The organism is Pseudofrankia coriaricola, assembly GCF_001854805.1.
Taxonomy (GTDB): domain Bacteria; phylum Actinomycetota; class Actinomycetes; order Frankiales; family Frankiaceae; genus Pseudofrankia.
On sequence record NZ_MBLO01000065.1, the window covers coordinates 1 to 15,733 of the forward strand.

Annotated in this window: 12 protein-coding genes; 7 read left to right on the plus strand and 5 right to left on the minus strand. The window is 72.6% G+C overall.

Features of this window, described 5'->3' with window-relative positions:
* Window positions 1-125 precede the first annotated feature (125 nt).
* Window positions 126-1,466 (minus strand): ABC transporter substrate-binding protein, encoded by a 1,341-nt coding sequence (locus BCD48_RS11825; protein ID WP_083418508.1) that lies wholly within the window; start codon window positions 1,464-1,466, stop codon window positions 126-128.
* 367 nt (window positions 1,467-1,833) lie between these two features.
* Here BCD48_RS11825 and BCD48_RS11830 point away from each other — a divergent pair, with 367 nt between their 5' ends.
* The gene (locus BCD48_RS11830; RefSeq protein WP_083418509.1) at window positions 1,834-2,562 is read left to right on the plus strand and encodes a sensor histidine kinase; all 729 of its coding nucleotides are present in this window, start codon (window positions 1,834-1,836) and stop codon (window positions 2,560-2,562) included.
* A complete protein-coding gene (locus BCD48_RS11835) occupies window positions 2,563-3,261 on the plus strand; it encodes a response regulator (RefSeq protein ID WP_083418510.1) in 699 nt (232 codons plus the stop codon).
* A 260-nt stretch (window positions 3,262-3,521) separates the two neighbouring features.
* Here the strand turns inward: BCD48_RS11835 and BCD48_RS11840 are convergent, their stop codons facing one another.
* Window positions 3,522-3,905, minus strand: a complete 384-nt coding sequence (locus tag BCD48_RS11840; protein ID WP_071048409.1) for a winged helix-turn-helix transcriptional regulator — start codon at window positions 3,903-3,905, stop codon at window positions 3,522-3,524.
* A gap of 319 nt (window positions 3,906-4,224) precedes the next feature.
* On the opposite strand from BCD48_RS11840, the gene BCD48_RS11845 reads away from it, so the two are divergent.
* From BCD48_RS11845 to BCD48_RS11860, 4 genes are all read left to right on the plus strand, one after another.
* Complete coding sequence (locus tag BCD48_RS11845; RefSeq protein WP_071048410.1) at window positions 4,225-5,406, plus strand: hypothetical protein; 1,182 nt, start codon at window positions 4,225-4,227, stop codon at window positions 5,404-5,406.
* Window positions 5,403-7,211 (plus strand): hypothetical protein, encoded by a 1,809-nt coding sequence (locus tag BCD48_RS11850; protein WP_071048411.1) that lies wholly within the window; start codon window positions 5,403-5,405, stop codon window positions 7,209-7,211. Before BCD48_RS11845 ends, BCD48_RS11850 begins: the two co-directional genes overlap by 4 nt.
* Window positions 7,212-7,302: 91 nt before the next feature.
* A complete protein-coding gene (locus BCD48_RS11855; protein ID WP_071048412.1) occupies window positions 7,303-8,724 on the plus strand; it encodes an AAA domain-containing protein in 1,422 nt (473 codons plus the stop codon).
* Window positions 8,725-8,963: 239 nt separating this feature from the next.
* A complete protein-coding gene (locus BCD48_RS11860) occupies window positions 8,964-9,809 on the plus strand; it encodes an ABC transporter ATP-binding protein (RefSeq protein ID WP_071048413.1) in 846 nt (281 codons plus the stop codon).
* A 228-nt stretch (window positions 9,810-10,037) separates the two neighbouring features.
* On the opposite strand, the gene BCD48_RS51190 is transcribed toward BCD48_RS11860, so the two are convergent.
* On the minus strand, window positions 10,038-10,277 hold the full coding sequence (locus tag BCD48_RS51190) for a hypothetical protein (protein ID WP_071048414.1): 240 nt from the start codon (window positions 10,275-10,277) through the stop codon (window positions 10,038-10,040).
* Between the two features lie 865 nt (window positions 10,278-11,142).
* On the opposite strand from BCD48_RS51190, the gene BCD48_RS11870 reads away from it, so the two are divergent.
* Window positions 11,143-13,077, plus strand: a complete 1,935-nt coding sequence (locus BCD48_RS11870; RefSeq protein ID WP_157910479.1) for an NYN domain-containing protein — start codon at window positions 11,143-11,145, stop codon at window positions 13,075-13,077.
* 85 nt (window positions 13,078-13,162) lie between these two features.
* Here the strand turns inward: BCD48_RS11870 and BCD48_RS11875 are convergent, their stop codons facing one another.
* Window positions 13,163-14,023, minus strand: coding sequence for an aspartate/glutamate racemase family protein (locus BCD48_RS11875; RefSeq protein WP_083418511.1), 861 nt, complete (start codon window positions 14,021-14,023; stop codon window positions 13,163-13,165).
* Window positions 14,024-14,032: 9 nt separating this feature from the next.
* Window positions 14,033-15,688, minus strand: a complete 1,656-nt coding sequence (locus BCD48_RS11880) for an NCS1 family nucleobase:cation symporter-1 (protein WP_071048416.1) — start codon at window positions 15,686-15,688, stop codon at window positions 14,033-14,035.
* Between the last annotated feature and the right edge of the window lie 45 nt (window positions 15,689-15,733).

Sequence of the window (15,733 nt, forward strand, 5' to 3'; positions counted from 1 at the left end):
CGGCGGCCGTTGTCCCCAGGATCACTAGAGGGCCAAAGGGTGTGCGAAAATGATCTTCCTTCGCACGCCCGGCGGCCGTTGTCCCCAGGATCACTGATGGGTGGATCGATGTCGGGCGGGGCGTGCTAGCCCTCGATCGGGGTGTTGCCGAGGACCTTGTACTCGGCGGGCTGGCCCTTGCTGTCCAGGGTCGTCGTCAGGCCGCCGCGGACGCAGACGGCCGGAGTGGCCGGGTAGGCCTTGCCGTTGCAGCGGAACTTCAGCCCGGCGCCGCCGGGAACCTCGGTCTCCTTCATCGCCTTCATGGCGGCCGTGATGGTCGCCGGGGTGACGTCGCCCGTGAGGCCGTCCAGGGACGCCTGGAAGCCGGACATGATCATAAACATGATCATGCTGTCCTGGAAGCTGAGGTCGATGTCCTTGCCGTAGGTCTCGGCGACCTTGGTGTAGAGCTGCATCGACGGGCTGTCCGGGCCGAGCGGGGCGGTGGCGCTGACGACCATGCCCTTGAGGGTGGCGCCGGGGACCGACTTGCGGGTGGAGTCGGTGATGCACTGGGAGATGGCGCTGATGGTGCCGGTGAAGCCGACGGCCTTGAGGCCGTTCATGGCGCTGATGCAGAACGAGTCGTTGCCGATGATGAAGACCTCGTCCGACTTGTTCGAGACGATCTGCTGCATCTGGGGCGTCATGTCGGCGGTGCCGGGCGCGACGCGGACGAGCTCGTAGCCGATGCCGGCCTTCTTGAACAGCGGCGGCGCGATGTCCTGGGCGGAGTGCAGGGCTGCCGGGACGTCGATGACGATGGCGGTGACCTTCTTGTTGCCCTTGTCCTTGGCGACCTGGATCGGCAGGTCGATCACGGGGAACTCCGGGTCACCCAGGGTGAAGGTCGTCGGGCTGGCCAGCAGCCCGGGGTCGCTCGAGCCGTAGGACACGACGGGGATCTTGGCGTCGTTCAGGGGCTTCCAGGCGGCCTCGACGACGCCGGAGGTGCCGATGAGGACGGCGGAGACGCCCTTCTCGACCATCTGGTTGCCACAGTCGCCGGCCTTGGCCAAGTCGCCGAGGGTCTCACAGATCGTGACCTCGATGGGCCGGCCGCCGATCCCGGACTTGCGGTCGTTGAGGTACTTGGCGGTGGCCTCGGCGACCTTGTTGTCGTTGGTGTGGTCGGCGGTCGGGCTGGCCCCGTCCGTGATCACACCGATCTTGACAGCCGCGCCGGTGGCCTTGGCGATGGGGCCGAGAATGTCCTCGGACCCGGCGGAGCCGCTCGCCGTCGTGGTGGAGCCGTTGTCGTCGGAGCCGCCGCCACAGGCCGAGACGAAGGCCAGGCTCGCGGCCAGGACGGCGACGCCAGCCAGCCTTAACGCGGTCGGGCGGGTGGACGACTGCGTGGACGCGACGGACCGGAGCGGCTGCTCGGGCGATCGCCGCCCGGCCAGCCTCCAGGGATACGACATGTTTCCCACCTTGTCGTCGGACGTTGTGTCATCGCGAAGATCGCCAAACCCGTTTGCGAGGCGTAACTGGCTGAGGGGCAGGCCTCCCGGGCACCTGTTCGTTCGGGTACGACTCGCTACGGGTTCGCCGATGGTTCGCCGATGGAACTGAGCGTGCAGCGACCAGGCGGTCGCAACATGGTGCTGCATGTGAATACTTGATTCCGACGTCGGCGTCAACAGATGCCTCTCGTGACGACACGATGATCATGAGCGCTGCCGGTCGGGCGGGTGTTGATGATCACTGGTGGTGTAAGGGAACCGGCGTCGGTGGATCCGCCGAGAGCACCGCCCGGAAGATCCACAGGAAGGGCCCGGCAGCCGTGGCATGGCTGGTGCTGGACCGCACGCCGTCGGCGCGGTCACGCAGGTCGTGCACACCACGGCCAGGGGATTTGGCTCGCCAAGTACAGCATTCAGCGCGGGGATGACCGGTTCGGCGCCGTACATCCCCGCGCTGCCCTACCTGGGAGTGATCGCCGCCGCCGCTCTTCTGGTCCTGCTCACGTCCCGCACCATGGACGTCGGCCGCGGGGCGCTTACCGATCCCCTTCGGGGAGGAGCGCGCATCCGCCGCGAAGGGGACGACGCGGGCTGGCGCCCTTCCCTTTCGCTGCGCTCGCTGGTCGCCGCGCTGCCGCCAGGTCTCACCGTCGACCTGGACGTCCCCGAACCGGTGGGGCGGCCATCGGAGGCCAGGTTGGACCGGGCCGCCGCGGAGACGCTGCGCCGGGTCGTCCAGGAGTCGCTGACCAACGTCCTGCGCCATGCCGGGCCGGACACCCATGTCCGGGTCACGCTGACGGTGGACGCCACGCACGCGGAGGTGGAGGTGGAGGTGGTCGACGATGGTGCCCGCGCGTCGGCCGCGCCGACGCCGACCATGGTCCCGCCGTCACAGCGGCCGTCGACGCCGCCGCTGCCGGATGGCGCCGGCGGCCGCGGCTTGGTTGGCATGCGGGAACGGGTGGCCCGGCTCGGCGGGACCTGCCAGGCCGGACCGGTCGAACCCACCGGCTGGCGGGTGCGCGCCCGCCTCCCGGCGAAGGCGGTCTGAGTGATCCGCGTTCTGCTGGCCGACGACGAGGAGCTCATGCGGGCCGGGCTCCGGATGATGTTGCACACCCAGCCCGACCTGACCGTCGTCGGTGAGGCCGGGGACGGCCGCGAGGCCGTGCGCCAAGCCCGGATCTGCGCAGCGGACGTCATCCTGATGGACGTGCGGATGCCGGTGATGGACGGCGTCGCCGCGACTCGTGCCATCCACGCCGACGCCGACGCCGCCGGGGACGGGCGCGTCCCTCGTGTGCTGGTGCTCACCACGTTCGAGTTGGACGAATACGTGTTCGCCGCGATCCGCGCCGGTGCAGCTGGGTTCCTGTTGAAGCGCACCCCACCGGAGGCCCTCATCGAGGGCATCCGTACCCTCGCCGCCGGCGACGCTCTGCTCGGCCCCTCGGTGACCCGGCGCCTGCTGGCGGAGTTCGCGCGGGCCACTCCCGCAAGCCCCGGCCCCGAGATACGCCACCGTCTCAACAAGTTGACCGAGCGCGAACACGAGGTGCTGCTCCTACTGGGACGAGGCCTGTCCAACGCGGAGATCTCCGCCCGGCTGCACGTCGGCGAGGCGACGGCCAAGACCCACGTCAGACGGATCCTGGACAAGCTCGGGCTACGTGACCGCATACAGGCCGTGGTGTTCGCGTTCGATCACGGTCTGGTGAGGCCGGGCCAGGGTCCGGTTCCCGGGACCTGACGTCCGCCAGGCCCGCGGGCCTCTGTACTACGACGATCTCGAGGCCATCGACCGCGGCGTATTCCACATCGCCGACTGGTTCACCAGGCACCTGGCGTGAGGGAACTCGGCCAACGTCATCGGCGCTGCGGCTGCCGGGGTAGCCGGGCACCAACTCTGCCTGCTCCGCCGGCACCCACCTGACTACATCGAACTCATCGCCGTGCCGGCCAGTGGGATGGGGCGAGATCATCGCTCGTCGCGGCGAGGTGGCGTCCGGGTCACGGGAGTGGCTTGTCGCTGTGGTCGTACTCCTCGCGTGCGGTGTCGACCTCGGTGAGATGGCCTGTGGACCAGGTGACGAGGGAGGCGAAGACGGGGGCCAGGCTGCGGCCGAGGTCGGTGATCTCGTACTCCACGCGTGGGGGGATCTCGCCATACATCGTGCGGGAGACCAGGCCGTCGCGCTCGAGCTGGCGCAGGCGTTGGGTGAGCACCTTCGGGGTGATGCCGCCGACCAGCGCACGCAGGTCGCTGAAGCGTTGGCGGCCGTGGGTGTTGAGCTGCCACAGGATCGGCGTGGTCCAGCGACTGAAGACGATGTCGACCACGGGGGTGATCGGGCAGGACGCCAGGGTCGGCGCCGCCGTGGCTTCGGATGTCATGCGCCGCACTCCCGATAGTTTCCTCTAGGTACCTAATGTCGCAGTGTAACTAACGTGGCGTCGTCCCGGTCCCAAGAACCTGGAGGAGACGACCGATGACGACCCTCGACCTCGCCGCGGCCACCGACGACCGGCCAGCCGCCTCGCCGGCTGGATGGGCCGCGACCCGGCGCCATGGCGATGACCGGGCTCGAAACCGGATCGGCGACGATCGCCGTGCGGGCGGGCCGTGCGCAGGCCATGGCGCGGTATCCGTCAGGATCAGGTCTGACGGAGCAGGGCGGCGCCGAGGCTGGCGTCGGCGCGCGGAGGGCGGCCAATGCGGCACGAGGGGAAGACCGAGGCGCGGCTGTCCCGCATCCGCGGATCCGAGCCGCCGCGGCGGCACAACGCGCGGACGATCGCGGCGCTGACCAGCAATCCGGGGTGCGCGCGGCGGGCGGTGCTGGACGCCGCTGGGGTCGACAAGGAACGGCTCGCGGAGCGGGTCGGCTTCCCGGCGGCGTTCGGTCAGTCGCGGTTCGCGATCGTGCGAGGCAACGCGTTCGAGCGTCAGGTCAAGGCTGACGGCTGCGCCGAGCTGCTGCGGCTGCTGCGCGACCTGCTCGCGCTGGACCTGCGCGACGCGGCGTACACCGACCTCGGCGCGGACGGTTCCGGGGAAGGCCTGGACGCCCGGCACGTCGCGGCGCGGGAGCGGCTGACCCGCGCGCCGGGCGGCGAGGACGGCGAGGGCAACCCGGGCGGCGAGGGCAACCCGGACGGGGCCCTGTTCGACCATCCGCTCCTGCGGCTGGAGGTGGCCGGGCAGGCGGTCTACCTCGAGCCCGACCTGGTGGCGTTCCAGCACGGCGGAGCGTTCCACGTCGTCGAGATCAAGTCGTTCCCGGTGATCGACGGGCAGGCGGACGCGGAGAAGGTCGCGGCGGCGGCGGTCCAGTCGGCCGTCTACGTCCTGGCGCTGCGCCGGCTGCTCGGCCGCGACGACGCCGTCTCGCACGAGGTGGTGCTCGTCTGCCCGAAGGACTTCTCCAATGTGCCGGTCGCGGTGCGCCTCGACGTCCGTCGCCAGCTCATCGTGCTGGAGCACCAGCTCGCGCGACTGACGCGGATCGACACCCTGCTCGACGCCCTGCCGGACGACCTGGCGCTCGATCTCGGGCAGGACGGTGCCGGGACGCCGGTGATGGCGGTGGACGCGCTGACGGCGGCACTCGGCCGGGTGACGGCGCGCTACGCGCCCGGGTGCCTGTCGACCTGCGAGCTGGCCTTCTTCTGCCGGCGGGAGGCCTCGGGGCGCACCGCCGCACTGGGGATCGGCGTCCGGGAGGAGCTGGGCGGGGTGGAGACCGTCGCCGAAGCGCTCGGGCTCGCGCACGGGACGGCGACACCCGACGACGACCAGGCCGAGTCGGCGGCGATGCTGCGGACCACCGCGCGGGTCTACGCCGAGGCGCTCGGAGCCATGCCGGAGACGCCCGCGGGCGGGGCGGCTGGATGAGCGTGATCGGCGCGTACGCGCGGGCGCTGGCGGTGCGGACCGGGTTCGCCCAGCCGGTCGCGTCGGTTCGGCACATCCACCTCGCCGAGGCGCCACTGGTGCTGGTGCCGCTGAGGATGGCCGGCGAGGCGAACGCGCCGCTCGCGGCCATGGCCGGCACCGACGAGCTCAGCGGGACCTTGCTCGTCGTCCCACAGCCGCGCGACCGCGATCTGCGGTTCGCGTTCGCCGGCCTGCTCGGGGACCTTCTCCTCGGTTACGTCGAGCGGTGCGCGGCCGCGGGCAGCGAGCCGGTGAAACCACCGAGGACGCCGAGGCAGCCAGCCGGTAGGCCTCTGCCCGACAGCCTCCTGTCCGGCAGTCCCTCGTCCTCACCGGGTGGTGCCGGCGGTGCGGCGGTCGCGGCCGGGCCCGAAGGGACCGCCGGCGCCGCCGACGGAGACCTGCGCGCCGACGAGGACGCGCTGGCGGCGGCGGAAGCCACCGGGCCGGAGCGGTTCCTCGACGCGCCCCAGGTGCTGGTGCCCAACCGGGCCGGCGTCGAGTTCGCGCGGCTGTTCGGCCGGTCCACGCGGTTTCGCTCGACACTCGGGGAGTACGCGGTTCCGGCCGGGGTGCCGCTGCTGGGCCGGTGGCTCACCTTCCTCGCCCAGCGGGCCGAGCATCCGGGCTCGTCGGCGCTGGTGGCGATGACGGAGGCGCTCACGCTGCACTGGGCGACCGGCCAGAGCGCGCTGGAGGACGCGAACCTTGCCGCGCTGATGGCCTGGATCGACCCGCCGGACGGCCTGTCCGGCCCCGAGGCCGCCCGGTTGGCCGAGGACCCGCGGACCTGGCCGCCGGCGGGTCCGACGACCGACCCCCAGTTCGACAACCGGGTGCTCGCGCCCGCCATCGCGGCATACGACGAGGCGATCGCGCTGCTGCGGGAGCAGGCAGGGCTCGCCGGCGCTCCCGACCCGTTGCTGGCGGATCCGGACGTGATCGACAGCCGCTTCCGAGCCGCGGACCTCGGTGCCGCGCGGGTGTGGCCGGGGGCGCCCGACGCGCCGGTTCAGTCGTGGCTGCGCGCCCGGGACGAGGTCGAGCGCGCGGTGCGCGGGCAGATCGAGCCGACGTGGCGGCTGATGTGGCGGGCGGTGCGGCGGCTGCGCGAGCTGCCGGATGCGGCGTCCGTGCCGCGGCGCTGGGAGCAGGACAGGACGCGGTTCACCTCTTACTACGCCTACCTGCGGGACGAGGACGGCGGGCTGCCGCAGGCGCGACGCGACGGCGCGGTCGCCGCGGCCCGCCGCCTCGCCGTGCTGGAGCGAGAGCTCGCCGCGTACGAGGCCGACCAGGCCTTTGACGACCCGCTGGTGCTCGCGAACCAACGGGTGACCGGCGACGCCTTCGTAGGCACGGTGGTCGCCGCCGAACGGGACCGCCGGATCGCGAACGAGCGCGGAACGCTCGTCACCAGGCCCCTCGTCGAGGTGGTCACGGTGGACCCGGTCCGGCTCCCGATCGGTACGAAGGTCTGCTCACCCGCGCGGGTCGGCCAGACCGGGGTGATCATGTCGCTGGAGCCGGCGGCGGACGGGCTGCTGGTGTCGCTGGAGCTCAGCGGCGGGATGGGGCGGGCGAAGGTGCCGCCGCCGGGCAGTGTCCCGGACATGGACGAGGTGATCAGCTACACCAGCGTGCTGCCGGACGGCGCGTTCTCCGCCGCGCTGCCCGCGCCCGAGGACACTCCCTGGACCCACGGCGGGCCGCCGACACCCTATGAGCCTACCGACGGCGACGCCGAGGAGACCTGGGCGTGACGGCCGGAGCGAGTGCGGCGACGGAGCGAACCCGAGATGCGGCGAGCGCCGCCGCGCGGGTGCCGCCGACGCCTCGGAAGGGGACCCGGGCATGCTGACCGTCCGGCCCGGTCCGCGCGACTCGCCGGCGGCCCTGGCCGCGCGGGTAACGGACGCGATCCTGGCGGACCTGCGGTCGCGGCGGCACCGGGGAGTGGTCGTCGACTCGCCGCCGGGGGCCGGCAAGTCGACGCTGGTGGTGCGGGCCGCGACCGAGTTCGCGCTGGCCGACGAGCCGCTGATGATCGTCGCGCAGACGAACGAGCAGGTCGACGACCTCGTCGAGCGGCTCGCCGCGGACCTCGCCGACAAGGCGCCCGAGGCGCGGGTCGGCCGGCTCGGCCGCGCCGGCTACGTCCCACCGCCGCGGATCGACGGGCTGCCGAACGTCGCCGTCGGCAGCGACCTCAGGACGCTGGGAGATCCGCACCTCGTCGTCGCGACCGCCGCCAAGTGGGCCTACGTGAAGGACCGGGCCTGGCGGTGGGCGATCGTCGACGAGGCCTACCAGATGCGCTCGGACGCCTTGCTGGCGATCGCGAGGCTGTTCGAGCAGGCGCTGTTCGTCGGCGACCCCGGCCAGCTCGACCCGTTCTCCACCGTCGACAACGACCGCTGGCGCGGCCTGACGTGGGACCCGATGCAGAGTGCCGTCGCCGTTCTGCTGCGCAGCAACCCGGACCTGCCCGTGCACCGGCTGCCGGTGTCGTGGCGGCTGCCGCGCAGCGCGGAGCGGGTCGTCGCCGACGCGTTCTACCCGTTCACCGGCTTCCAGACCGGCAACGGACCGGGCGATCGTCTGCTCACCTTCACCGGCACGTCCCGCCCCGGCGCGGCTGGCCCCGGCACGGCGCGTGCCCGCCCTGGCGGCTCGGGCGGGACGCTGGGCCGCGCGCCGGCCGGAGCGGTCGACGACGTGCTGGACATGGCGGCGGCGACCGGATGGGGACTGCTGGAGCTGCCCGCCCGGCACACCCTGCGGACCGACGCCGAAGCGGTGCGCGCGGTCGCGGACGTCGCCCGGCGGCTGGTGGCCCGCGGCGCCGTGGCCCGCTCGCTCGACCGCGGCGGCGAGGAGCATCCGGTGACGGCGAGCCGGATCGCGATCGGCACCGCTCACCGCGACCAGGCGGCGGCGGTGCGCGCCGCGCTCGGCGACGACCTGCCGGGTGTCGTCGTCGACACCGCCAACCGGCTGCAGGGCCGGGAGTACGACGTGACGGTCGTGCTCCACCCGCTGTCGGGCCGCCGGGACGCGACGGCGTTCCACCTCGAGGCCGGCCGGCTGTGCGTGCTGGCGTCGCGGCACCGCCAGGCGTGCGTCGTCGTCGCCCGCGCCGGCATCCGCGACCTGCTCGACACCCACCCGTCCGGCGAGCCCGTCCACCTGCACGAGCCGGTCCGTTTCCCCGACGGCTGGGCCGCGAACCAGACCGTGCTGGCCCACCTGGAACGCCACGCGGTCCGGCTGTGACGCCGTCGGGCACAGCCGGTGGGGTGGACCGCCGACGTGCTGGACGTCGGGCGGCGGACACCGCGGCTCGGCGGAGGGCTGGGTAGGGTCGTGCCTTCCCCACCGATTGGCTACTCGAGGGCTTGGCTCGCGCCGGAACGTTCACCCTCACGCGACCATTGAGCCAATCGGCGGGGACCCCGCGGAGGAGTCAGGGCAGAAGAGCCGCCCCCGTGGTGGCGAGGCGGAGGTGGCAGACAGTGGATGGGACGGGCACGGCGCCGGTGGAGGTGCTGCGCGCCGAGGGCGTCGACCTGGTGCGGGGCGGGCGGTACCTGCTGCGCGGGCTCGACCTGACCGTGCGGGCAGGGGAGCACTGGACGCTGCTTGGCTCGAACGGGGCGGGCAAGAGCACCCTGCTGGGCCTGCTCGGCGCCGTGAACCACCCGACACGCGGCACGGTGCGCGTGCTGGGCCGCCAGCTCGGCAAGGTCGATGTCCGCACGCTGCGCGCCGACATCGGGCACGTCAACCCGCGCCACCCGCTGCTGTCGCCGCTGACGGTACGTGAAGTCGTCCTCACCGGTGCGACGAGCACGATTGACCTCGTTCCCCGCTGGACGCCGTCCGCCGAACAGGAGGGCGACGCCGACGAGCTGATCGACCTGCTTGGTATCGATGGCCTCCGGGACGCGCGCTGGCCGGACCTGTCGCAGGGCGAGCGCGGGCGGGCGCTGATCGCCCGCGCGCTCATGCCCCGCCCCCGGCTGCTGCTCCTCGACGAGCCGACGACCGGCCTGGACGTGGCCGCCCGTGAGCAGCTGCTCACCGGGCTGGACGAGCTGCGCGCCGAGCACCCCGACCTCGCGAGCGTCCTCGTCACCCACCACCTCGAGGAGATCCCGGCGAGCTCCACGCACGCCGTGCTGCTGCGGGCCGGCGAGGTGGTCGCCTCCGGCGACATCGACGAGGTGCTGACCACCGACCGGGTGAGCGCCTGCTTCGGCCACCCGATCCGGGTCGCGCGCCTCGACGGCCGCTTCGTCGCCCGCGCCCAGCCCGGCCGTTCCCTCACGGACCGCCGCTCCCGGCCCGCACAACGCTAGAGGGCCAAAGGGCGTGCGAAAATGATCTTCCTTCGCACGCCCGGCGGCCGTTGTCCCCAGGATCACTAGAGGGCCAAAGGGCGTGCGAAAATGATCTTCCTTCGCACGCCCGGCGGCCGTTGTCCCCAGGATCACTGAGGGGCGTCCCGGCGCGTGGCCCCGCGGGCACGCGTGTCAGGGAGGGCGCCTGCCAGCGCAGGGCGGGCCCGTGCCAGGGCAGGGGCGGCGTCAGCTGGCGGGGCCGCAGGCAAAGGCGGGGTCTTCGGCGGCCGGGCCGGGCGCCGCCGCCCGCGCGGCGGCAGGCTGGGGAGCGTGGGCGGCGGGGGCCGCCGCGGCACAGGTGCGGTAGGACGGAGCGCCGACGCCGGCACAGGCCGCCCAGGTCAGGAGGCAGCCGGCGGCGACGGCGACCAGCCAGAGCAGCTGCGTGCCGCCTGGCTCAGGGGCGCGGGCACGGTCATTGGTCATCGCGGCTCCTCGGGGACTGGCTGGGACGTGGCGGGTGGGGCCGCCAAGCGGTCCGTGGCGCGTCCCGCTCGACGCTGGGTGGGGTACTGGTGCGGACGCCGGGTATGTGGGGTGATGACAGAGATGTGGATCGCCGTGGGTTTGACAACGGCGGCGAGGCGGACGGGGAAAGCCGTTGGCTGAAACCTGAAATCGGGCCGCGGCGCGTAACCCGGGCGATAGGCGCGGCCTCGGCATGGCGGCGCCCCGGCGCGTCGCGCGAAACGGTGGAACGCCAGGTGGTGGGGAATGGCGCGCCTGACGGCCGTCGCGCCGGACAGATATCTCGCTGGACAAACATCGCGCCACACCAGGCCGTCGGTTGTCAGGTGCGCGCCCTGGGGTGCGGTGTGGAGGCGACGATAGCCGGGGTCGGGGAAACCGGCAAATGGCGGCGTTTGCGCGCGGGGACCGCGCCGACCACGCCGGATAGGTAGGCAGAGCCGCCTGAGCGGCGGGGCCCGGTGACGGTATGTGGCGTCGCGGCGCGGTCGGCGCCGGGATGGCGGGCTGCGCGGCCCGACGGGTGCCCGATCGGGTAGGTGTCCGCTCGGCGGGGGCCCCAGCCGTGGCGGCGCCCCCGCGGCCGTCGGCGGGGGCGGTGAGTCGGGGAGGACACCGCTGGTTGGCCGTGCGACGGCGGGGCTGGTCGGATGTGTTCTCCTCGTTACCGTTGGCAGGCATCGGAGGGTGACCAAGCGGCCGGGACGTTCGGGCGGGACGTAGAGCTTTCGATCGATCACTTTATGTGATCTTCGTACGGGTGGTTCCCTCGATCGGCGCGCGATACTTGGTTGGCGCGCCCCGATCCGGCACGATGGCCGACATGAACGCGGTGGGTGAGGGACAGCAGGGCCCGTTACGGGTCCGCAGCGCCCTGTTCGTCGACTTCGAGAACATCCACATGGGGCTCCAGCGGCTGGATCCCGCCGCCGCCAACCGGTTCGCGGTCAATCCGCAGGGCTGGCTCGGCTGGCTGGAGAAGCTCGGCTATCCCGCACTGGCATCGGACGACTTCCGCCGCGATCTTCTTATTCGGTATTGTTATCTCAACCCGGTGAGCTCGGCCCGTTACCGAGCCTATTTCACGCGGGCGGGCTTCCACGTCGTCGACTGCCCGCCGCTCACCGCCGCGGGGAAGAACTCGGCCGACATTCACATCGTCATCGATGTTCTGGACATCCTCGTTCATCCGACCCGGTTCGACGAAGTCATCCTGCTGTCGGCCGACGCGGACTACACCCCGGTCATGCTTCGACTGCGCGCCCACGACCGCCGAACGGTGATCATCACGAGTGGGCCGTCGGCCCGGGCGTTCCGCGCGGCCTGCGACCACGTGGTCGGCGAGGACGCGTTTATCGACGAGGCGCTGTCCGCCGACTCCCGGCCGCTCAGCAGCAACGGCGGCGCGCATGGCTACAGCGGTACACAGAGCTACAGCGGTACACAGAGCTACAGCGGTACACAGAGCTACAGCGGTACGCATGGCTACGGCCACGACGCCACCCCCGCGCTGAACGGGGTCGGCCACGCGGCCGGCCATGTCGCCAGTCCGCCGGGCATGGCGGTGCATCCGGGCGAGGCGGGCGCGCTCGTCCACGCTGGCCAGGCGACACCCGAGGCGGCGGACCCCGCCCCATCCGCCGCGGACCGGCCGGCGAGCGACCCGGCGGCCGGCAACCCGGCCGGCGCCGGCGCGGTGCCCGACAGGCAGTGGGAATCCCACGCTGACGGCCCCGTGCGGTCCTTATCCACGTCCACCGACGTCACCACGGGGCACTTATCGGTGCCCCCGCGCTACCTCGCGTCCCCGCGGCCGTCGCCCGCATCGCCCCCGCACTCCCCGGCGTCGCTGCCGGTGCCGACGCACCCGCCAGTGCCGACGCATCCGGCCCTCCCCGGGTTCGTACCGATTCCGGCACCGCCGAACGGCCAGTACGACGGCCAGCTGCGCCGCGTCATCGCCGCGAAGGTCGGCGGACTGGTCGCCGCGTCCGACCGGCCGATCACGCTGGCGTCGGCCGCCCAGCTGGTGCGCGCCGACCTCGGCCAGGACGTCACCGACGGCTGGGCGGGCACCGGCTCGTTCAAGAAGCTGCTCGCCCAGGCCGACCTGCCGGGGCTCGCGATCTCCGCCGCGCCGGAGTACATCTACGACCCGCGCAGGCACAGCCCCCCGCCCAGCGGCCAGACCTCCGGCGCGGGCCAGCCCGACCAGGACGGCCCGCGCTTGGACCTCGTCAACCGGATCTCGCAGGTCACCGACATTCCGCGGCTGTCCGCGCGCGAGTTCCGGGCGCTGTTCGAGGAGCTCGCCGCCGAGGTCGCCGAGCACGGCTTCAGCCGCACCGGCACCTCGCGCGCCGTCCGCGACCGATGCGCCGAGCGCGGTGAGCACGTCGGCCGGGGCGCGGTGAACTTCGTCCTCAACGGTCTGCTCTACGCCGGCCGCCCGCCGCGCCCGGGCGACGACGCGGGCACACTGGCCTGCGCGTTCGCCGACAACGCCATCGTCCTGTGCCAGAACGCGCGGATGGAGCTGTCCGCCGACGAGGTCGCCCACCTGCGCGCCTGGATCGTCGACGCGCCGGTCGTCGTCGCCGACGCCCCCACCGAGCGTGCTGAGCCGGCTGAGCCCGCCGTTCCCGCCGGGCCGATGTCCGCCGCTGAGCCGGCGGCCCCTGCCGAGCCGGCCGCCCTCGCCGAGCCGGCTGTCCCTGTCGAGCCCAGCGCCGATCTGGTCGGCCAGGCCGGCGCGTGACGCCCGGCCGCGGTCCCGGGAGGGAACGGCCCGACAGCCCTCGGCCCCGCCCGGTGGCCGGGCGGGAGCCGAGGGGGCCATGGCGTCAGTGGGACGGCTGCGCGGCGACGCCGAACTGCGCCAGCAGACCGGTGTAGGGCTTGGGCGGCGGCGTGGCGTACTCGCCGCGCGGGCTGGTGACCAGGCCGAGGCGGATCAGGCCCTCGACGAGGACGGTCGCGGCGGCCACGCCGTCGATGACGGGGACACCGAGCTCCGCCGTGAGCGTCTGGCACAGGTCGGCCATGCCAGCGCAGCCGAGGAGGATCACCTCCGCCTCGTCGTCGGCCACCGCCGCGCGGCACTCCGCGAGGATCTTCGCGCTCGCCAGTGGATCGGTCTCCAGTTCCAGTACGGGCACCTCGCAGGCCCGGACGCCGCGGCACAGCGCCCGCAGACCGTACCGGTCGGCCAGGTCCCACGTCCGGCCGCGGGAACGGGCAAGCGTGGTCACCACGCTGAACGACCGGCCGAGGAGGCTCGCCGCGTGCATCGCGGCCTCGGCGATCCCGACCACCGGGCCGCGGGCCAGTTCCCTGGCCGCGTCGAGGCCCGGGTCGCCGAAACAGGCGATGACGTAACCGGCCGCCCCCGCCGCCTCGCCGCGCGCGATCTCGGCCAGCACGCCGGGCACGGCGAGCGCCTCGTCGTAGTGGCTCTCGATCGACGCCGGCCCCATCGCGGGGCTGGTCGCCTCGACCCGGGTGCCCGGCCCGGCCACCTGCCGGGCGCTGGTGCCGATCAGTTCGGTCATCGCCCGCGAGGTGTTCGCGTTGATGAGCCGGATGAGCGGCCCGGCCGGGGTGGTCGGGATCGCCGCCAGGCCCGTCGTGGCCGCGGGGTGTGTCCCGGCCGCGGGAACGGCCCCCAGGGTCAGGGCGGGCTGCTCTTCCTGCGTCGTGGGCATCGGGGGCGGCTACGCCTCGGGCGTGACCGGCGCCGCGTTCGGCGCCGGCTGCGCGGGGATGCTCGCGGTGGCGGTGGCGGTGGCGGTGGCGGCGGCGGCGTCGAGGGCGGGGTCGCCCGCCGGCCGCAGTGACGTCGCGGTGATCGGCGAGCGGCTAGCGAGCAGGTAGTAGACGACGAAGCCCAGCCCCATCCCGATGAACCAGCTGTACTGGGCCGCCGTGCCCATCCAGCCGACCGCCGAGTCGGGGACCACCACGGGGATGACGGCGATGACGGCGCCGACGGCGGTCGCGATGACCGCGGGCGGGTTCACGCCCTTGCGGTAGAAGTAGGTGCCGCGCGGGCTGAGGGTGAACAGGTCGTCGACGACAACCACCTTCTTGCGGATCAGGTAGAAGTCGCAGATCAGCACGCCGAACAGGGGGCCGATGAAGGCGCCCAGCGTCTCCAGCGTGTAGTGGATGACATCCGGGTTGTTGTAGAGGTTCCACGGCGTGATGAGGAACGAGCCGACCGCGGCGATCATGCCGCCGGCGCGCCAGCTGATCCGCTGCGGGCTGACATTCGAGAAGTCGAACGCGGGGGAGATGAAGTTCGCCACGATGTTGATGCCGATGGTGGCGATGGTGAAGGTCAGCGCGCCGAGGACGATCGCCGTCGTCGAGTCGATGCGGGCGACGGTCTCCACCGGGTCGGTGATGAGCTCGCCGTACACCGGGACGGTCAGCGAGGCGGTGAAGACGACGAGGAGGGAGAACAGCAGGAAGTTCACCGGCAGGCCGAGGAAGTTGCCGGTGCGCACCGAGCCGAAGTTCTTCCCGTAGCGGGAGAAGTCGCCGAAGTTGAGCATCGGGCCCGAGAAGTAGGAGACGACGAGCGCGATCGCGCCGAGCATCAGGGAGAACGTCGAGTCGCCGCCCTTCCTGGCCCCGCCGAGGTTCAGCGACAGCTCGCCCCAGCCGGCCTTGTAGATGAGGTAGCCGGTGAGCGCGAACATGACGACGTAGACCGCCGGGCCGCAGAAGTCGATGAACCGGCGGATCGTCTCCATGCCGGTCCAGAACACCGCCGCCTGCAGCACCCACAGCACCGCGTAGGTGATCCAGCCGAGCGTCGACAGGCCGAGGAAGCCGTGCTGGTCGACATCGGCGTACGGGGTGAGGCCCGACCACAGCTTGATCAGCACGACGTTGAGCGCGGCCGAGGCGAGGTAGGTCTGGATGCCGTACCAGGCGACCGCGATCAGTCCGCGGATGATGGCCGGGACGTTCGCGCCCAGCACACCGAACGGCGCCCGGCAGATCACCGGGTAGGGAACCGCCGCCTGCTGGCTCGGCCGGGCGACGAGGTTGCAGAAGAAGTTCACGATCGTGATGCCGACGACCAGCGCGACGAGCACCTGCCAGCCGGCGAGGCCGAGGGCGAACAGGCTGCCGGCCGTCACGTACCCGCCGACGCTGTGCACGTCGGACATCCAGAACGCGAAGATGTTGTACCAGGACCAGGTCTGCTTCCGCAGCGGGGCCAGGTCCTCGTTCGACAGCCGTGGGTCGTACCCGGGCTTGAGAAGGCCCGCGCCGATGGGCATTCCCGCGGCCTCCGCCAGGTCGTCGTGTCCGGCGGTCGCGCCCGGCGGGCCGGGAATCGCGGCGAGCTCGCTCATTCTCGCTCACTTCCTTACTTGGCGTCTGGTGGCGTCCCCGCCGCG

Excerpts from the sequence above, each read along its gene's own strand:
- BCD48_RS11825 (WP_083418508.1), bottom strand. The coding sequence starts at position 1,466 with ATGTCGTATCCCTGGAGGCTGGCCGGGCGGCGATCGCCCGAGCAGCCG.
- BCD48_RS11830 (WP_083418509.1), top strand. The coding sequence starts at position 1,834 with ATGGCTGGTGCTGGACCGCACGCCGTCGGCGCGGTCACGCAGGTCGTG.
- BCD48_RS11840 (WP_071048409.1), bottom strand. The coding sequence starts at position 3,905 with ATGACATCCGAAGCCACGGCGGCGCCGACCCTGGCGTCCTGCCCGATC.
- BCD48_RS11845 (WP_071048410.1), top strand. The coding sequence starts at position 4,225 with ATGCGGCACGAGGGGAAGACCGAGGCGCGGCTGTCCCGCATCCGCGGA.
- BCD48_RS11850 (WP_071048411.1), top strand. The coding sequence starts at position 5,403 with ATGAGCGTGATCGGCGCGTACGCGCGGGCGCTGGCGGTGCGGACCGGG.
- BCD48_RS11855 (WP_071048412.1), top strand. The coding sequence starts at position 7,303 with ATGCTGACCGTCCGGCCCGGTCCGCGCGACTCGCCGGCGGCCCTGGCC.
- BCD48_RS51190 (WP_071048414.1), bottom strand. The coding sequence starts at position 10,277 with ATGACCAATGACCGTGCCCGCGCCCCTGAGCCAGGCGGCACGCAGCTG.
- BCD48_RS11870 (WP_157910479.1), top strand. The coding sequence starts at position 11,143 with ATGAACGCGGTGGGTGAGGGACAGCAGGGCCCGTTACGGGTCCGCAGC.
- BCD48_RS11875 (WP_083418511.1), bottom strand. The coding sequence starts at position 14,023 with ATGCCCACGACGCAGGAAGAGCAGCCCGCCCTGACCCTGGGGGCCGTT.
- BCD48_RS11880 (WP_071048416.1), bottom strand. The coding sequence starts at position 15,688 with ATGAGCGAGCTCGCCGCGATTCCCGGCCCGCCGGGCGCGACCGCCGGA.